Origin of the sequence: Trichococcus collinsii (assembly GCF_900107505.1) — a bacterium.
Taxonomy (GTDB): domain Bacteria; phylum Bacillota; class Bacilli; order Lactobacillales; family Aerococcaceae; genus Trichococcus; species Trichococcus collinsii.
In genome coordinates this window covers 844974-863067 of the sequence record NZ_FNQH01000001.1, presented here as the reverse complement: position 1 = coordinate 863067, position 18094 = coordinate 844974, and the positions used below count along the sequence as shown (strand labels likewise).

Below are 18094 nucleotides of genomic sequence, written 5' to 3'. Positions count from 1 at the left end.
GGGGAAGTACTCAAGTGGCTGAAGAGGCGCCCCTGCTAAGGGTGTAGGTCGTTAACGCGGCGCGAGGGTTCAAATCCCTCCTTCTCCGTAGCTTTATCAAAAAAATTAAAACATGGTCCGTTGGTCAAGCGGTTAAGACACCGCCCTTTCACGGCGGTAACACGGGTTCGATTCCCGTACGGATCATTGCCATGACCTTTAGGCCATAATAAAATTATCGCGGGGTGGAGCAGTTGGCAGCTCGCCGGGCTCATAACCCGGAGGTCACAGGTTCAAGTCCTGTCCCCGCAATTGATTCTGATTTCAGTTGAATGAAGATTCTACTATCGCGAATCCGATTCGCGTCATGCGCTTTTGTAGGGCCTATAGCTCAGCTGGTTAGAGCGCACGCCTGATAAGCGTGAGGTCGATGGTTCGAGTCCATTTAGGCCCATTTCCTTAACCGGAATCCTGATAAAATTAAATACCCATAGCAATATGGGGGCTTAGCTCAGCTGGGAGAGCGTCTGCCTTACAAGCAGAATGTCGGCGGTTCGATCCCGTCAACCTCCATTGCATTATTTATTTTCAACTTTATGGTCCGTTGGTCAAGCGGTTAAGACACCGCCCTTTCACGGCGGTAACACGGGTTCGATTCCCGTACGGATCATCCATTGCAAAGCACTCTTTTGAGTGCTTTTTTCTTAAACGTAAACAGGCAACTGCACCCGTCGAATAGATGGGTGCAGTTGCCTGTTTTTTCTATTTAGACCAAAAACAGTAAGAAATAACTCAGCGTGAAAAGAAAACTATAGTTAGTCAGATATTGTTCAATTCTGAGTGTGGCTTGAAATCTTCTTTTGAATAAAGGAAAGACCAGTAGGGTGGACAATACGAATAAGCTGATGGCCCAGAGCGAGCTACTGAGATTAATTATTTGAAAGATTGCTGTTGCATAGGCTAGCATGAAGGAAGTCATTTTCAAAGATTTTGAGTGCTTCAGAAGCAGTTGTTGATAGTAAGTCATTGGCTGATCGCTTCCCGTGGTATTTTTGATTTGTATCTGTATCAAACCAAAGATATGGAACAGGATCAACGGAAGCAATTCGTATTGCAGCTGAAGTGGGATAAAGTTTGCTTGCGAAAAAAAGGATACAGATGATAGAATCAGTATCTTAAAGAACGGTCTCAGCAGTATCTCGTAAAAAGTGTTTGTCATGCTGTACGGATAAAATTGTAAGATCGAATAAAAAATATACAACAAAAGAATGGCAGCCAGGATCACATTCGATAAAGAGAAAATGATGATCAACGATCCGATTGAAAGGATAACGAAAAACAGTATCATTCTATAGGGAAGTTTTGTACCGGCTTGTTCACTTTTTGAAAAAAGCCGTTCGAGGGCATGGGTAAACATCAGAAATAGATAAAGCATGAAAAGTAGTAGATAGTTGGGTCCGTTGAATGTCATTCCTCTCCATGCTCCGAAAAGAAGCAGCGTCAAAGGGGCTGTCAGCATCGCTAAAAAGGTGTGGTTCATCAGGTGCATGAATTGTTTCTTGATTGTCAGCATAATCTCTTCCTTCTTCATTAATTGGTACTGTTAGTGTATCATCTCATGCATATTGCGCAAATTCATCATAGGTTAACGTCATTGTGATGTCAAGCTACTTAAGAGTCAAAAGCGACCCAGAAAAGTTTTGATGTGTATTTAGTGAGCACAATCCGTGGCACTAAGATGAAATTCTCTTATTTTTTGTTGCTTTTTTGATGATGATAGCGTATATTGGGTATGTTGCTTTTCAGAGGCTAATTGCAATATCCCGATAGGATTCACAATATGTGAAGACGCCTTGTAACCAAAAAAATGGGGGAATGAAAAATGGTAGAAAAAAGATTATTTACTTCAGAGTCAGTAACGGAAGGTCATCCGGATAAAATCGCTGATCAGATCAGCGATGCAATTTTGGATACACTGTTGGCTGCTGATCCACATGCGCGTGTTGCTTGCGAAACGATTGTCACAACAGGACTAGTAGTTGTCTTTGGTGAAATCACGACAAGCGCATACGTAAACATTCAACAGATTGTCCGCGATACTGTAACTGAAATTGGTTACACACGTGGTAAATTTGGTTTTGATGCGGATAATTTAGCTGTAATGGTATCTTTGGACGAACAATCCGACGATATCGCAATCGGCGTCAACGAATCATTGGAACGCAGAGAGCTAGTGACTACGGACTACAATGAAATCGGGGCAGGAGACCAAGGGTTGATGTTCGGTTTTGCGATCAACGAAACGGAAGAATTGATGCCTTTACCTATCTCGCTTAGTCATAAGCTAGCGAAACGTCTGTCTGAAGTTCGCAAAGACGGTACTTTGGAATACTTAAGACCAGACGGGAAAACGCAAGTTACCGTGGAATACGATGAGAACGGCAAACCGAAACGTGTAGATACAATCGTTTTGAGCACGCAACATGATGAAAATGTTACGTTGGAACAATTGAAAAAAGATATTTTGGAGCATGTCATCCATGCGGTTATCGACGACGCTTTATTGGATGCTGACACTAAATACTTCATCAATCCTACAGGACGCTTCGTTATCGGCGGGCCTAAAGGTGATTCCGGTCTGACAGGAAGAAAAATCATCGTGGACACTTATGGTGGATATGCGCGTCATGGTGGCGGAGCTTTCTCAGGTAAGGATGCTACAAAAGTTGACCGTTCCGCAAGTTATGCGGCCCGTTACATCGCTAAGAACATTGTTGCGGCTGGTTTAGCTACAAAATGCGAAATCCAATTGGCATATGCGATCGGCGTTGCTGAACCTGTATCGATTGCGATCGACACGTTCGGTACAAGCGAATATCCAGAAGCTACTTTGATTGAAGCGGTACGCAAAAACTTCAATTTGACACCAGCGGGTATCATCCAAATGTTGGATCTGCGTCGTCCTATCTTCAAAAAGACAGCAGCATACGGACATTTTGGCCGTGCTGATGCTGACTTCACCTGGGAGAAGACGGACAAAACTGATGCTTTGCTTTCGTATGTCCAAGCTGGCAAATAATAATAAGCACAAAAAAACTGCAACTCGTTTTTGCAGTTTTTTTGTGCTTATTTCTATTTCATATACGGTGCTTTCTTTTTCTCGATGGCAATCAAAATCGGTGGCTCATTGATCTGGTTGATGAAGCCGTAGTGCAGGACCTTGAATAATGCTTGATTCAAACCGCTGACGTAATCAAGCAGAGCCTTTTTCTCCTCCATGCCGCCCGGATGAGCACTGTATACGACCAAAAGGATGTAGCTGCCGATCCGCAGCTTAGGCAACAAAGCGCTGACCGCAGTTATGGTCGTATCCTTTTGGGTAGTGACCGTTTTGTCGGCTCCATGTAGGTAGCCCAAGTTGAAGATGGCACCGCCGACATCAGCATGATCGGCTAAAACATCCGCGAGTGTTTCGTGTCCTTGGTGAAGGAGGGTGACCTGATCTGTCAAGCCAGCCAACAATAGTTTTTGTTTCGTATTTTCGATGGCTTGTTTCTGGATGTCAAAACCGATCACTTTTCCTGCCGCGCCGACCAACGTCGCCAAGAGGACCGTATCACTCCCATTCCCTACAGTGGCATCGATGACGATATCTCCCTTATTGACTGTTTCTTTAAGTAGTTTATGACTGAAGTCCACTGCGGACAACAACATGTTCCTCACCCTTATTTCTGATATTGTAGATTCCTTGATAGGTATTACGGCGTTCCAGCTCATGGTCGATTGCATTCAGCACTTCCCATTTTTTAAGGCTCCACATCGGACCGACAAGGGTATCTCGCGGTGCGTCACCAGTGATGCGGTGGATGACGATTTCTTGCGGAATGACTTCCAGTTGATCGCATACGAGTTCAACATATTCGTCTTTCTCCAATAACCTTAGCCTGCCTTGATGATAGTCCCGAAGCATTTTGGTGTTTTTCATCAAATGAAGCAAATGAATCTTGATGCCTTGGATATCCGAATCCAGCATGACACGGTTGACGCTTTCCATCATCATATCATGGGTTTCTCCCGGAAGCCCATTGATGAGATGGGTGCATACTGGGATATTATGCGCACGAAGTTCTTCGACTGCTTTCAAATAGGTGTCATAAGAATGTGCGCGGTTGATGATCTTGCTTGTTTCTTCATGAATGGTCTGAAGTCCCAATTCCACCCAAATATAGTAACGCTTGTTCAGTTCCGCCAAATATGCGATCGTTTCCGGCGGCAGGCAATCTGGACGTGTCGCGATCATGATGCCAACCACGCCTTGCTCATTGACAACCTGTTCATAACGATGGCGCAGAGTATCCACCGGAGCGTGCGTATTAGTGAAGTTCTGGAAATAGGCAATGTAACTCTTTACATTGGGCCATTTATTGTGCATCATATCGATGCCTTTGCGTAATTGGACAGGCAGCGGGTCGATCCGGTCTTGGGCAAAATCGCCGGATCCGGAAACAGTGCAGAAGGTGCAACCGCCGTGTGCGACAGTGCCATCACGGTTCGGGCAATCAAAACCGCCGTCGATGGCGACTTTGAAAATCTTTTCGCCAAAGTGTTGTTGCAGATGGTAATTCCATGTATGGTAACGTTTATTTGTATCACTGTATAAAAATTGATTTGTCAATACTTTCACCTCATCAACCATTTTATCATGATTTTTGTCCAGTCAGTAGACTATTCGACGGCTTGTGTTATATTTAAAGGTAATCCAAAGATGGAAAGGGCTTACTTTTAAGTGTTGGAAAGGATTGTTACAGAATTATTTCAATTGTTAAATATTAAATATGGTTATGATAGCCATTCAAAAATTTGGGAAAGAAACATATAATAGACATATTGGATGATTTTCTTAAAAGAAATTTAAATTATCCTTCATCATTTTTATAAATTAAGATGTTTTTCGCTGCCACTTAGGCAGTATTATAGACACAGGGAGTGGTATATTTTGGTGTTATCCAGAAACGAACGCATCAACCAAAAGAAGAAAGAACAACTGATCAATTCTTTTATCACCACGAATAAAAAATTGAAACGCAGCGTAGCGGTGTTGAGCACATCCTTCTTTATGACAACTGTTGTGAAGCCGGTCCAACTGGCTTTGGCAGCAGAGTCGACTACACTTGGAACAACGGATACAAAAGTATATTCCACTAATCCCTTTTTGAACCAGATCATCCCGTCCGCAACCGTAATCGCTGCGCAAAATGATCTCTACGCCTCCGTAATGATGGCCCAAGCCATTCTGGAAAGCGGATGGGGTACAAGTGCTTTATCGAAGGCTCCTAACTATAATTTATTCGGAATCAAAGGGAATTATGACGGAGAATCGGTCAACATGGGGACATTGGAAGACAGTGGTGGGCAGAATTACTATCCAATCAACGCTGAATTCAGAAAGTATCCTTCCTATGCGGAATCCCTGCAGGACTATGCAAATCTTTTGTCAAACGGGACCAGTTGGAATCCGACTTATTATGCGGGTGCTTGGAAGAGCAATGCAGCCACTTATCAGGACGCAACGGCTTACTTGACCGGCCGCTATGCGACGGATACGGCCTACAGCACCAAATTGAACAGAATTATTGCGCAGTACGGTTTGGATCAATATGACAACTATCAACCTGTTGTTGACGATGAGGTTGAAGTTCCGGATGCGGGTAATGTCGACTTCGAAACGCCGACTGAAACGCCTGAACTGCCGCCTGTAGAGCTTCCGGAGAATCCCGATAAAGATACTACGGAACAAGAGACACCGGGTGTACCTGCTGAAGATACAGAAGACGTTGAAACACCGGAAACACCAACAACTCCGGATACTCCGGTTCAAGCGGGCACTGCAGTTCATGTTGTCCAATCCGGTGACACGTTATACGCTATCGCTAAAAAATATGGGATTGCATTGGTCGATCTGTTGACGCTGAATAAATTGAATTCCAATATGATTTATATAGGGGATCGACTAGTGCTGCCTAATAGTGTTGTAGTCGAAGATGAGACGCCAGCGGAAGACGTGGATGAAGAAACAACGTCACCAACTACACCGACTGAAACGCCATCAAATACGACTACTGCGTCTTATACGGTAATCGCTGGCGATACTCTTTATAAAATTGCGAACGCAAAAGGCTTGACGGTCAGTGAATTGAAGAGCTTGAATACGCTGACGGGAGATACCATTTACGTAGGCCAGAAGTTATTGTTGGGCAAGGCGACAACGACTACTCCGGGTGCAACAGAAAACGGATCAAACAACAACACGGGGCAAACGACTGCCCAATCATATACCGTTAAATCAGGCGACACACTGTGGTCGATCGCGAACGCAAACAGCATGACCGTCGCCGCATTGAAGAACGCAAACAGTCTGACGTCCGATGCGATATACCCAGGTCAGCTTTTGAAAACAACCGCCACTTCGACAGGCACTACCATGCCAACTACCGGAACGAATACGGGTACTACGGGAACCACTATAACAGGAGCTTTCATTAAACCAGCCAGCGGATACATATCATCTCCTTTCGGATATCGTACGTCTCCCATCAATGGCGCGTTGGAATTCCACCGGGGCATCGATCTTGCTGGAAGCGGCAATATTTCCGCGTCGCAAGCAGGCGTTGTGGAAGTCGCCACTTATCACTACAGCTACGGCAATTACGTCGTCATTAACCACGGCAAAATAAATGGCGTGACCATCAAAACGCTGTATGCGCATATGCAATCCGGGCTTTCTGTATCTGTAGGACAGACCGTCAGCCAAGGGCAAAAAATTGGCGTGATGGGAACTACCGGCAGCTCGACAGGCGTCCATCTGCATTTCGAAGTGCAAGAAAACGGGACCGTCGTCAATCCGGTGAACTACATCAATGGGACAACGGTGACACCTGGAGTGACAACGCCATCCACACCAACAACAACACCATCGAACGGCAGTAGTGTCGTTGTCGTGTCTGGAGATACTCTGTGGAAACTTGCGACCGCAAACGGCATGTCGGTTGCGGAATTAAAATCATTGAATAACTTGACTAGTGATGAGATTCTGACAGGCCAAGTCTTGCTTTTGAAGAGTGCGGCTTCGGTAACACCAACCACACCGACAACTCCGACTGGGACACCAGGAACAACAACCGGAAAAGTAACGGTAGCATCTGGCGACACGCTTTGGAAAATCGCGAATGCGAACGGATTGAGCGTATCCGAACTGAAGTCCCTGAACAATCTGACGAGTGACGTTATTGTTCCCGGCCAAACATTGTTGCTTAAACAAACTACGACAACACCCAGTGTGACGCAACCGACCACACCAACAGCGCCTTCTACAGCAAGCACGATTACGGTCGCGTCCGGCGATACGCTTTGGAAAATCGCGAACGCCAACGGTTTGAGTGTAGCGGCACTGAAAGCATTGAACAGTCTTAGCTCTGATGTCATTGTGCCAGGTCAAGTGTTGACGCTTAAGAGCGCAACCGTCACAGCACCGACAGTTACACAGCCGACGACAACAGCACCGTCAACGTCCACGACGAGCACAATCACGGTGGCATCTGGCGATACACTCTGGAAAATCGCGAATGCGAACGGTCTGACAGTTGCAGGACTAAAAACACTGAACAACCTGAGTTCTGATTATATTTATCCTGGGCAATCATTGAAAGTGAAGACTACGGTTACGACCGGGAATACTTCTACAGTCGTAACGACGCCGACTGTAACAACACCTTCCGTTCCGATTGTCACGAACAAAGTGTACACAGTCCAAAAAGGCGACACTCTTTACAAGATTGCTTCCGCAAATGGCGTTTCGGTTGCTGACCTGAAAACTTGGAATAATCTCAACACGGATATCATTTTCGTGAACCAATCGTTGAAAGTGACTGCAACGCAGGTTTCAGCACCAACTCCAAGTGCTCCTGCGGCATCCGCCAATACATACACCGTCCAAAAAGGTGATACTTTATACAGTATCGCCAAGAAAAATGATGTTAGCTTAGCGGCTTTGATTGAAGCGAATGATATTACGTCCAACGTCATTTATGTCGGCCAAGTCATCACTTTCTAAGTCATCAGCCGAATGACTATTGCAGGCATCAAGTCTTGATGAAATGAGTTTTATTTGTTAAAATAGCAGATGAATCAATTCATAACTGAAACAGACATAGAGAAGGAATAGTAGAGAGCAGCTTTTTTGAAGAGAGTGCATGGGTGGTGAAAATGCACAAAGAGCCTTTTGAACTCGCCTTTGAGTTGTTCCGCCGAAAGCATCAGTAAGCGGGACCGCATCGCTGCGTTACAGGCATGATAAGGAATGCAAAGACATTCAATATAGGTGGTACCACGAAAAACTCGTCCTATAGGCAGAACCAGTGATGGACGCTGCTTATAGGACTTTTTTTATGGCCAATCACCTGTTTGGATGAATGAAAAGAAAAGGATGTTGCTGGAAATGGGTTATACGCATAAAACGATCGAGAAAAAATGGCAAAAATATTGGGCAGACAACCGCACCTTCAAAACGACCGAAGAGGGCGGGAAACCAAAATATTATGTATTGGATATGTTCCCTTACCCATCCGGCCAAGGCTTGCATGTAGGCCATCCGGAAGGCTACACGGCGACGGATATCGTTGCCCGCGCAAAACGCGCACAAGGATTTAACGTATTGCATCCGATGGGTTGGGATGCTTTCGGATTGCCGGCTGAGCAATATGCTTTGGACACCGGTAACGATCCGGCTGATTTTACCGAGCTTAACATCAAGACTTTCAAGCGTCAGATCCAATCATTGGGATTCAGTTATGACTGGAGCCGCGAAATCAATACCACGGATCCAAGCTACTACAAATGGACGCAATGGATCTTCACAAAATTGTACGAACAAGGTTTGGCCTATGAGGCGGAAGTTTCCGTCAACTGGTGTCCGGCGCTTGGCACCGTACTTGCCAATGAAGAAGTCGTCGACGGCGTCAGCGAACGTGGCGGCCATCCGGTCTACCGTAAACCGATGAGACAATGGATGCTGAAAATCACTGCTTATGCAGAACGCCTGCTTGATGATCTTGAATTGGTGGACTGGCCTGAAAGCATCAAAGAGATGCAACGGAACTGGATCGGACGTTCGGAAGGTTCGAACGTCATTTTCAAGATCAAAGATACGGATAAAGACTTCACGGTCTTCACGACCAGACCGGACACGTTGTACGGTGCTACCTATGCGGTTATGGCGCCTGAATTGCCATTGGTGAAGGAAATCATGTCCGGGCAACAAGCCGAAGCCGTTGAAGCTTACATCGATTCCATTTCACTGAAGAGCGATCTTGACCGTACTGAGCTTGCAAAAGAGAAGTCCGGTGTATTCACTGGCGCATATGCGATCAATCCGGTGAACGGCAAAGAAATCCCAATCTGGATCGCCGATTATGTTTTGGCGACATACGGAACCGGCGCCATCATGGCTGTTCCTGCCCATGACACCCGCGACTATGAATTTGCCAAAAAATTCGAATTGGAAATCATCCCAGTCCTTGAAGGCGGAAACGTCGAAGAGGAAGCCTATACGGAAGATGGCGTGCACATCAATTCCGATTTCCTGAACGGTTTGGATAAAGCGACAGGGATCGCGAAAATGAACGAATGGCTGTCCGAAAACGGACTGGGCGAAAAAGTTATTTCCTATCGTCTGCGCGATTGGTTGTTCTCGAGACAGAGATATTGGGGCGAACCGATTCCAGTCATCCACTGGGAAGATGGCACATCGACAACGGTTCCCGAGAATGAACTGCCGTTGCTGTTGCCGAAGACCGATCAGGTGAAACCGAGCGGCACTGGGGAATCCCCGCTTGCCGTCATCGCTGAGTGGGTCAATGTTGTCGATCCTGTTACCGGCATGAAAGGCAGACGCGAAACCAACACAATGCCGCAATGGGCAGGCAGCTCATGGTACTTCCTGCGCTTCATGGATCCGCATAACCGCAACGACCTTGCTTCAAAAGAAAGACTGGACTATTGGCAGAACGTCGATCTTTATATCGGTGGTGCTGAACATGCGGTGCTTCATCTGCTGTATGCGCGCTTCTGGCATAAATTCCTTTACGATATTGGCATCGTTCCGACGAAAGAGCCGTTCCAAAAATTGTACAACCAAGGCATGATCTTGGGCGAAAACAATGAAAAAATGTCCAAATCCAAAGGGAATGTCGTCAACCCGGATGACATCGTGGAAAGATATGGCGCAGATACACTCCGCATGTACGAAATGTTCATGGGGCCGTTGGATGCATCGTCGACATGGAGTGAAGGCGGCATAGAAGGCAGCCGCAAGTTCCTGGATCGCATTTGGCGCCTGCTTTTGGATGAAAATGACAAGATGCGGGACCGCATCACAACCATCAATACGCATGAATTGGACAAGGTTTACCATCAGACAGTCAAGAAGGTAACCGAGGATTACGATAATCTGCATTTCAATACGGCAATCTCACAGATGATGATCTTCATCAATGAAGCCTACAAAGTGGACGCATTGCCGTTCGAATACGTCACTGGATTTGTTCAATTGCTTGCGCCGGTCGCGCCTCACTTCGGTGAAGAGCTTTGGGTGAAACTGGGCAAACCGGAAGGCATTTCCTACGTTGCATGGCCAACTTATGATGAATCTTTCCTTGTCGAAGACGAGATCGAAGTCGTTTTCCAGATCAATGGTAAAGTGAAAACAAAAGAAATGGTTCCCTCCGATATTTCCAATGATGACATGATCGCATTGGCATTGGAAAACAGTGTCATCAAAGAAGGCATCGAAGGCAAAACCGTCAGAAAAACCATCGCCATCCCAGGTAGATTGGTCAATATTGTAGCGAATTAATCTAAAATAATAAAGAGAACGCACACCCCAACTCTGACGGGGTGTGCGTTCTCTTTATTATGTGTGTTCTTTTAAATCGGCTTTTGCGAACATACTTAAGGGATGATCAACACTTGGCCGACACGGATAAGATTCGGATTGGTTATGCCGTTAGCGTTCACAATTTGCGTGATGGTTACGCCATAACGAAGCGCAATCGCATATAAAGTGTCTCCGGCTTTGACTGTATAGGACGTTCCGGTTGTCGGCGTAGTTGGAGTCGTCGGCGTTCCGGTACCAGGTATCGTCAATACTTGGCCGATACTGATCAGATTGGCGTTGGCGATGTTATTGGCGGTAACGATTGCTTGGACCGTCACGCCATACCGTAAGGCGATGGCATAGAGCGTATCCCCGGCTACGACTGTGTAAGTTGTTCCTGTCGTCGGAGTCGTCGGAGTTGTCGGCGTGCTCGTGCCAGGAATCGTCAAAACTTGTCCGACGCGGATCAGGTTGGCGTTGGTGATGCCATTTGCATTAACAATCGCTTGTACCGTCACACCATAGCGCAAGGCGATGGCATACAGGGTATCGCCGGCTTTGACTGTATAGGACGTTCCGGTTGTCGGAGTCGTCGGAGTTGTCGGCGTGCCTGTTCCCGGAATCGTCAAAACTTGTCCGACGCGGATCAGGTTGGCGTTGGTGATGCCATTTACATTTACGATCGCTTGTACCGTCACACCATAGCGCAAGGCAATTGCATAAAGTGTGTCACCAGCTTGAACGGTGTAGTTGGTTCCTGAACCTGTCCCCGGCGTGCTTGCGGTGTTCATAAGTTGAGAAAGGGTCACAAACGAGTAACCCATTGCACGCAGCTGGTTGATCATGTTCGGCAATGCGGCATTCGTCCCGTTGGCGCCGTATCCGGCATGCATCAATACGATGGCTCCCGGTACGACGTTGTTGATGACGCGGTTATAGATGTCAGTGGCGGAATTTCCTGTCCAGTCGAGCGAGTCTATAGTCCACTGGAATGTGTAAGTATAGCCGGCGTTTCCGACAGTTTGCAGGACGGTACTGTTATAGGATCCGAAAGGAGCGCGGAAGAATGGTTTTGTGCTCTTACCGGTGAGGTTTGTGATGATTGTTTCGGTTTGGTTGAGTTGGTTTGTCATCTCGGTTGTCGATACGGTTGTGAAATCCGGATGATTATAGGAGTGGTTTCCGATATCATGGCCAGCTGCGACAATATTCTTGATTGCCTGCGGATGATTTTCAGCACCTTGACCAGTGAGGAAGAATGTGGCTTTTACATTATTGGCTGATAATGTGTTCAGAATTGATTGGACGTAGTATCCATCCGATCCATCATCAAACGTTAAGGCAACAACCTTATTGGATGTTGAGCCTTGGTAAATAATCTGCGAGGTAGCAGCCAAAGCGGGTGTTGCCGAAAAGGTGAAGAAAAGCAGGAGCGAAAGGATGACTCCGAATAAATGTCTGAACCCCTTTCTTGAGGTGTTCATTTTTATTCCTCTTTTCTATTGTAGCCTGTGCGACACGGATGACGTGGTAGCGTTAAAAATCAAGTGCCTATGAATGTGGTTTTGGCAAAAAAATGGATTGGTCTGGTTCTTTTGCACACTTACATTTTACCATAAACGATAAAACGATGGTATGAAAACGTACGCAAAGTAATAGGCGATTAGCCTGGAGATGTCAGGGATTATTCTGAAATTATTAGGATTTTGCAAAATAAGACTGCTATAGATTGAAAAAAAACGGATTTTTGGTAAAATACTTGAGTGATGGTATTATTATCTTTCATTCATCGGGAAGAAAGCAGGTTGCAAATGTCAACAGATAGAAAAATCAACGAAGAAAATGAAACAACCAACAATAAGATGGTGCAGGGTACTTTTTGGATGACTTTCGGGAGTATTTTTTCCCGCTTGATCGGCGCTCTCTACATTATCCCATGGAATGCCTTGATGGGCTCGACGGATGCGGCCAATACGGCTAATGCCCTTTATTCGATAGGCTACACACCTTATCAGCTGTTCCTTTCGATCGGGATAGCAGGCTTCCCTGCAGCGATGTCCAAGCAGGTAGCTCAATACAATGCAAAAAATCAATACCGCACCGGGATCGACATCTTCAAGAAGAGCATGTTCTTCATGATTTTGACGGGAGCCGTCAGTGCCGCATTGATGTACGGGTTGGCACCGATGATTGCTGAGAACAGCCCGGCCGCTTCACCTGAAGACGGAGCATTGGTAATCCGGGCGTTGGCACCAGCTTTATTGTTGGTACCAGGCATGAGCTTGATGCGCGGTTTTTTCCAAGGCTATCAGGATATGGTGCCTTCAGCGATTTCGCAAGTGTTCGAACAGGTCGGCAGGGTAATCTACATTCTGGGCGCCACTTACATTGTGATGCAACTTATGGATGGCAGCATCGCCACAGCTGTTGCGCATTCCACTTTCGCTGCGTTGGTGGGAGCGATCGTTGCAACCATCATCTTGCTTTTTTATTACAAAAGGAAAATGGCCGAATATCAGCCATTGATCGCCAACAGTGAACCTTCCAGCAACATCCAGACGACTGCGGCCATCAAGAGCATGCTGCAGGAATCGATCCCGTTCATCCTGATTGGCTCAGGCATAACTTTCGCCAAGCTGATCGATCAGGTGACATTCAAACCAATGATGGAGAACTTGACGAGTTACACAGGTAAGGAAATCGAAGATCTTTTTGGACTGTTCAGTTTCAATGCCGACAAACTGATCATGATCATCGTTTCATTGGCGGTCGGGATGGCCACAGCCGCGGTGCCTCTGATTGCCGCCGAGTTCACGAAAGGAAACTTCCGTGTGCTGCAGAGCCAGGTGAGGGAGATAATCCAACTGTTCGCTTTTATCATGCTTCCGGCATCATTGGGGATGATGATTGTTTCGGAACCAATCTACAACGTGTTCTATCCGCTCCATCCGGTAGGTCCTACGCTATTGGCGGTATCGGCTTTGATGAGCATCGTTTTAGGGCTGTTCACGGTTCTCGGATCGATTTTGCAGTCTTTGAGCCGACATAAGACAATGATCGCCTATCTGTTGGTTGGATTGGCGGTTAAAGTGGTCATGCAGTATCCGATGTTGGCTTTGTTCGATACGGCAGGCGCCCTGGTTGCGACGACGATTGGATTCATCGTCACGGTGCTCTTGAGCGGATGGAAAATCTATCACCTGACCCATTTCGGGCTGGTTGACACGTTGAGAAAAACTGGGAAAATTTTGGCAGTCGCCTTGGTCATGACGGCCTGCGCGTTCATTGCCTTGAAAGCCAGCATGTTGGTCATTCCGATTGATCGCAAGTTGATGGCACTTGTGGTTGTCGCCATAGTAGCGGCAGTTGGAGGCTTCGTCTACTTGTTCCTCACCCTGAAATTGCGCATCGCTGATGACATTTTGGGCGCCAAAGCGAACGGCCTGCGCAGAAAAATGCGCATCAAATAAAATAAACAAAACCGAAAAGCAGCCTTAGTGGGTGCTTTTTGGTTTATAAGGGAGAAAAATATGCGTTTGGACAAACTGCTGTCGAATTCCGGATTCGGATCCAGAAAAGAAGTCAAAGTGTTATTGAAAAAGAAACTGGTGACGGTGAACGGAAAAGTTGAAACAAAAGCCGAAGCCAAAGTGGACAGCGAAAAGGACGCTATTCTGGTCGGGGGCGATCCTGTCAGCTATCAGGAATATATTTACCTGATGATGAACAAACCACAGGGCGTCCTCAGTGCGACGGAGGATAATCACCAAAAGACGGTCATCGACCTGTTGGCTTTCGAACTCCATCAGCAAGAACTCTTTCCAGTCGGTCGACTGGATAAAGATACGGAAGGACTGTTGCTGCTGACGAACGACGGCCAGTTGGCGCATTTCCTGCTGTCGCCTAAACGGCATGTGGACAAGGTCTACTTCGCGAAAGTTGCCGGTCGGATGACGGAAGAAGACCAAAAAGCCTTTTCTGATGGGCTCATACTGGAAGATGGCTACCGTTGCCTGCCGGCAAAACTGGAGCTCTTGCGCTATGATGAAGAAAAGGATTGCTCAGAGGTTGAGATCACAATCAAAGAAGGGAAGTTCCATCAAGTGAAACGGATGGTGCTGGCCTGCGGAAAAGAGGTTACCTTCCTGAAACGATTGACAATGGGGCCCTTGCATTTGGACGAGCAATTGGCAAAAGGGGACTACCGTCCGCTGCGTGACGAGGAACTTGCAGCATTGCGGGAACATCTGCCGGAGTCGATTAAAAAAGGCTAAGAAATTGCGGATTGTTGGGCCTAAATACCAAGCTTTTATTTGGTTATTTTGCCAAAAATGATATGATGATAGCATGATATTTTAAGTTAGGATGTGTGCGTATGGAAATCAATTGGAAAAAAGAAGTGGAAGTCAGAAAAACGGAACTGCTTGAGGATTTATTCACATTATTGCGGATCGACAGTGTGCGGGACGATTCGAAAATAACCCCAGATGCCCCAGTCGGACCAGGCCCAAAAGAAGCTCTTGAGGCCTTCTTGGCTATCGGCGAACGCGACGGTTTCACCACGAAAAATGTCGGCAATCTGGCCGGACATATCGAATTCGGCGAAGGCGAAGAATTGATGGGCGTATTCGGCCACGTCGATGTTGTGCCTACCGGAACCGGCTGGGATACGGATCCTTTCGTTCCTGTCATCATCGATGATCGCATCTACGCCCGCGGATCCAGCGATGACAAGGGGCCTACAATGGCTGCCTACTATGCGTTGAAGATCATCCGCGACCTGAAATTGCCTATTGCCAAAAAGGTCCGCGTCATCATCGGTACGGATGAAGAGAGCGGTTGGAAATGCATGGACCACTATCTTGAAAATGAACGGATTCCGGATTTTGGTTTTTCTCCTGATGCTGAATTCCCGATCATCAATGGTGAAAAAGGCATGCAGACTTTCATGGTCCAATTCAGGGGTGACAACAAAGGCGGTAAGAATACGTTGTTGAGTTTTGACGCCGGACTGCGCGAAAACATGGTCCCTCAGGATGCTACTGCCGTATTCAGCAGCCCTGAGGCTGACAGGGTTGAGCAGGCATTCGCTGCTTTCCTTGAAAATAATCCAGTCAAAGGAACGATTTCTGTAGATGGCGAACAAGTAACAATCGAATTGATCGGTAAAGCTGCTCATGGCATGAATCCGGCTGCCGGCGTGAACGCGGGCACGTATCTTGCCACTTTCCTGAACAAATTCAACTTTGGCGGACAAGCGGCTACATTCCTTGAATTGATCGCGGACCGCATCCATCTGCAGCATGATGCAAAGAAATTGAACTTGGCTTACACGGATTCGGTCATGGGGGAATTGACCATGAATGCCGGCATTTTCACCTTCACACCGACAACCGGCGGCGAAGTGGCACTTAACTTCCGTTACCCGCAAGGCGTTTCCGAAGAAGGCATCGAAATTAAGTTGGAAGCTGCCTTGGCTGCTTATGGCGTGACGATCGCAAAAGGTGGACACGGAAAATTGCCGCATTACGTGCCGGCTGACGATCCGTTGGTAAAAACGTTGTTGGCTGTCTACGAGAAACATACAGGCTTGAAAGGGCATGAACAATCCATCGGCGGCGGAACCTACGGACGTCTGTTGGAACGCGGCGTTGCCTATGGTGCGATGTTCCCCGACAGCATCGATACGATGCATCAGGCGAACGAATTTATCGCTCTGGATGATCTTTTCCGCGCTACCGCCATCTACGCGGATGCCATGTACGAGCTCTTGAAATAATGTTGACCTTTCATCGTTTTAGTTATATTTAAAAATGTGCTGAAAAGCTTTTAAATCAGCGTTTTCCATTTTTTGAAATTTGTTTGAAACGAGTCGGAAATATGCGCACTCGGGATTTATCCGGGATTTTTTGAGCCATTTCGGAAAAAATCCCGAGTGCTTTTTTGTTGTTATCTAGCCATGCATCCGGGTACTTGCGATCTGAATGACCTTTTGGCTACCTTCCTCTGTGGCGTGAGTATAATGATCCGTCATGGAGGTTTTTTTGTGTCCAAGGTAATCCGCCAATGCTCTTCCGTTCACGCCTGCTAGGGACGCTTGTGTGGTAAAGGTATGCCGCATCATATGTGGGCTTGCCTTCACGCCGCTTTCTTCAGAGACGCATGACATAATGCGGTTCAAGTGGGTAACGCAGAAGGGGACGCCTCGTTGCGGATTCAAGAAGATAAAATCATCTTGATTCAGGATCTGTCCGAAGTCCGCCTTGATATCTCGTGCTTCCTGGATGCAGTATTCCAGAAGAGCGGCCGCTTCCTCGTTCAAAGCGATCATGCGTTCACTGCTCGGAGTCTTCGTTCCTTTCCCGTCAGGGCGTTTTAACGTGCGGGTTAGTAAAACCCTGATGAACGTCCCATCTGGCCGGAAAACCACGTTCTTTTGTGTCAGTCCCATGATTTCACCGCGTCTTAGGCCAAAAGTCGTGAGGTAGAGCATCGCATAATTCTGTTTCGTCAGAATTTCTTTCGCTTTATCCATAAACAGATTGTAGTTCGCGATATCGATGTTCTTCGTTTTCGGCTTGGCGCCTTCCTTGCGAATCTTTACGTAAGAGAGCCGGTTGCGCTCCAGGATGCCACAACGCACGGCATCATTCAGAATCGCGCACATCAGATGGTGATAGGTCTTGACGGATTCTTCAGCAAGCTCTTCATCGTGCAGCATCTCATTCAGATAGAGTTCATAGCTGTGCCGATCGATTTTTTTCAGGGGTGTCTGGCCAAAGCGGTTCGACAGATGATTCCGGAAGTGGTTGTCGAGGCTGGAAAGAGAGTCGGCCGTCCATTCTTTTCGGGCGACCCGCTTTTCTTTATATTTCTGATAGTATTCGTCCAGTGTGATATTGGGATTGCTGAGCATTCCGAATTCTTCTTTCTCAATGAATTCTTCGATCTCTCGTAACTTTGCACGGGCGGCCATTATCGTTTTGAATCCGGATTTATCGAATTCACCAGGAACGCCATTGATCACATACGAGCGCCGCACCTGATATCGTATTCCTTTTTTCGTTTCGTACTTGTATATGTTCGGGTAATTTGTCTTTATTCTTTTTGTCATTGTAGTTTCTCCTTCCGCTTGCCGGGCAGGGCGCTGCATAAGGAAATCTGGCACCAACTCCTTTCATGTGT

Annotated in this window: 11 protein-coding genes, 6 tRNA genes, 1 riboswitch and 1 other annotated feature; of the genes, 12 read left to right on the top strand and 5 right to left on the bottom strand. The window is 46.8% G+C overall.

Features of this window, described 5'->3' with window-relative positions; all coding sequences use genetic code 11:
• The 6 genes from BLV66_RS04330 to BLV66_RS04305 all read left to right on the top strand — a co-directional run bounded on the left by BLV66_RS04330 (position 1) and on the right by BLV66_RS04305 (position 649).
• Positions 1-88, top strand: a tRNA-Ser gene (locus tag BLV66_RS04330).
• A gap of 26 nt (positions 89-114) precedes the next feature.
• Positions 115-186, top strand: a tRNA-Glu gene (locus BLV66_RS04325).
• A 32-nt stretch (positions 187-218) separates the two neighbouring features.
• A tRNA-Met gene (locus tag BLV66_RS04320) sits at positions 219-291 on the top strand.
• 68 nt (positions 292-359) lie between these two features.
• Positions 360-433 (top strand) — tRNA-Ile (locus tag BLV66_RS04315).
• Between the two features lie 46 nt (positions 434-479).
• Positions 480-552: transfer RNA gene (locus BLV66_RS04310), tRNA-Val, on the top strand.
• Positions 553-577: 25 nt separating this feature from the next.
• A tRNA-Glu gene (locus tag BLV66_RS04305) sits at positions 578-649 on the top strand.
• 96 nt (positions 650-745) lie between these two features.
• On the opposite strand, the gene BLV66_RS04300 is transcribed toward BLV66_RS04305, so the two are convergent.
• Positions 746-1552 carry a hypothetical protein gene (locus BLV66_RS04300; RefSeq protein WP_086986906.1) on the bottom strand — a complete coding sequence of 269 codons (807 nt, stop codon included), beginning with the start codon at positions 1550-1552 and terminating at the stop codon, positions 746-748.
• A 235-nt stretch (positions 1553-1787) separates the two neighbouring features.
• Positions 1788-1864: riboswitch (SMK box riboswitch) on the top strand.
• On the opposite strand from BLV66_RS04300, the gene metK reads away from it, so the two are divergent.
• Positions 1862-3058, top strand: a complete 1197-nt coding sequence (gene metK, locus BLV66_RS04295; protein ID WP_086986905.1) for a methionine adenosyltransferase — start codon at positions 1862-1864, stop codon at positions 3056-3058. Its footprint overlaps the riboswitch before it by 3 nt.
• Before the next feature lie 53 nt (positions 3059-3111).
• Here metK and mnmM read toward each other — a convergent pair whose 3' ends face one another.
• Together mnmM and mnmL are read right to left on the bottom strand one after the other, a co-directional pair.
• Positions 3112-3693 carry a tRNA 5-(aminomethyl)-2-thiouridylate-methyltransferase MnmM gene (gene mnmM / locus BLV66_RS04290; RefSeq protein WP_086986904.1) on the bottom strand — a complete coding sequence of 194 codons (582 nt, stop codon included), beginning with the start codon at positions 3691-3693 and terminating at the stop codon, positions 3112-3114.
• Positions 3662-4654 carry a tRNA modification radical SAM protein MnmL/YtqA gene (gene mnmL / locus BLV66_RS04285; protein WP_245826713.1) on the bottom strand — a complete coding sequence of 331 codons (993 nt, stop codon included), beginning with the start codon at positions 4652-4654 and terminating at the stop codon, positions 3662-3664. The genes mnmM and mnmL overlap by 32 nt, the downstream gene beginning before the upstream one ends.
• Before the next feature lie 324 nt (positions 4655-4978).
• Here mnmL and BLV66_RS04280 point away from each other — a divergent pair, with 324 nt between their 5' ends.
• Both BLV66_RS04280 and leuS read left to right on the top strand, forming a co-directional pair.
• The gene (locus BLV66_RS04280; RefSeq protein WP_281251194.1) at positions 4979-8089 is read left to right on the top strand and encodes a LysM peptidoglycan-binding domain-containing protein; all 3111 of its coding nucleotides are present in this window, start codon (positions 4979-4981) and stop codon (positions 8087-8089) included.
• 88 nt (positions 8090-8177) lie between these two features.
• Positions 8178-8384: a binding site (T-box leader), on the top strand.
• Positions 8385-8473: 89 nt separating this feature from the next.
• A complete protein-coding gene (leuS, locus tag BLV66_RS04275; protein WP_086986901.1) occupies positions 8474-10888 on the top strand; it encodes a leucine--tRNA ligase in 2415 nt (804 codons plus the stop codon).
• A 95-nt stretch (positions 10889-10983) separates the two neighbouring features.
• On the opposite strand, the gene BLV66_RS04270 is transcribed toward leuS, so the two are convergent.
• Complete coding sequence (locus BLV66_RS04270; protein WP_176974130.1) at positions 10984-12393, bottom strand: LysM peptidoglycan-binding domain-containing protein; 1410 nt, start codon at positions 12391-12393, stop codon at positions 10984-10986.
• Between the two features lie 327 nt (positions 12394-12720).
• Here BLV66_RS04270 and BLV66_RS04265 point away from each other — a divergent pair, with 327 nt between their 5' ends.
• The 3 genes from BLV66_RS04265 (at position 12721) to pepV (ending at position 16688) form a co-directional block, all read left to right on the top strand.
• Positions 12721-14379 (top strand): putative polysaccharide biosynthesis protein, encoded by a 1659-nt coding sequence (locus BLV66_RS04265; RefSeq protein ID WP_176974129.1) that lies wholly within the window; start codon positions 12721-12723, stop codon positions 14377-14379.
• A gap of 60 nt (positions 14380-14439) precedes the next feature.
• Positions 14440-15183: a pseudouridine synthase gene (locus BLV66_RS04260; protein WP_086986899.1), complete on the top strand. Its 744-nt coding sequence runs from the start codon at positions 14440-14442 to the stop codon at positions 15181-15183.
• A 101-nt stretch (positions 15184-15284) separates the two neighbouring features.
• Positions 15285-16688, top strand: a complete 1404-nt coding sequence (gene pepV, locus BLV66_RS04255; RefSeq protein WP_086986898.1) for a dipeptidase PepV — start codon at positions 15285-15287, stop codon at positions 16686-16688.
• Positions 16689-16862: 174 nt separating this feature from the next.
• On the opposite strand, the gene BLV66_RS04250 is transcribed toward pepV, so the two are convergent.
• Entirely contained in the window at positions 16863-18023 is a 1161-nt protein-coding gene (locus BLV66_RS04250; RefSeq protein ID WP_176974128.1) for a tyrosine-type recombinase/integrase, read from the bottom strand.
• Between the last annotated feature and the right edge of the window lie 71 nt (positions 18024-18094).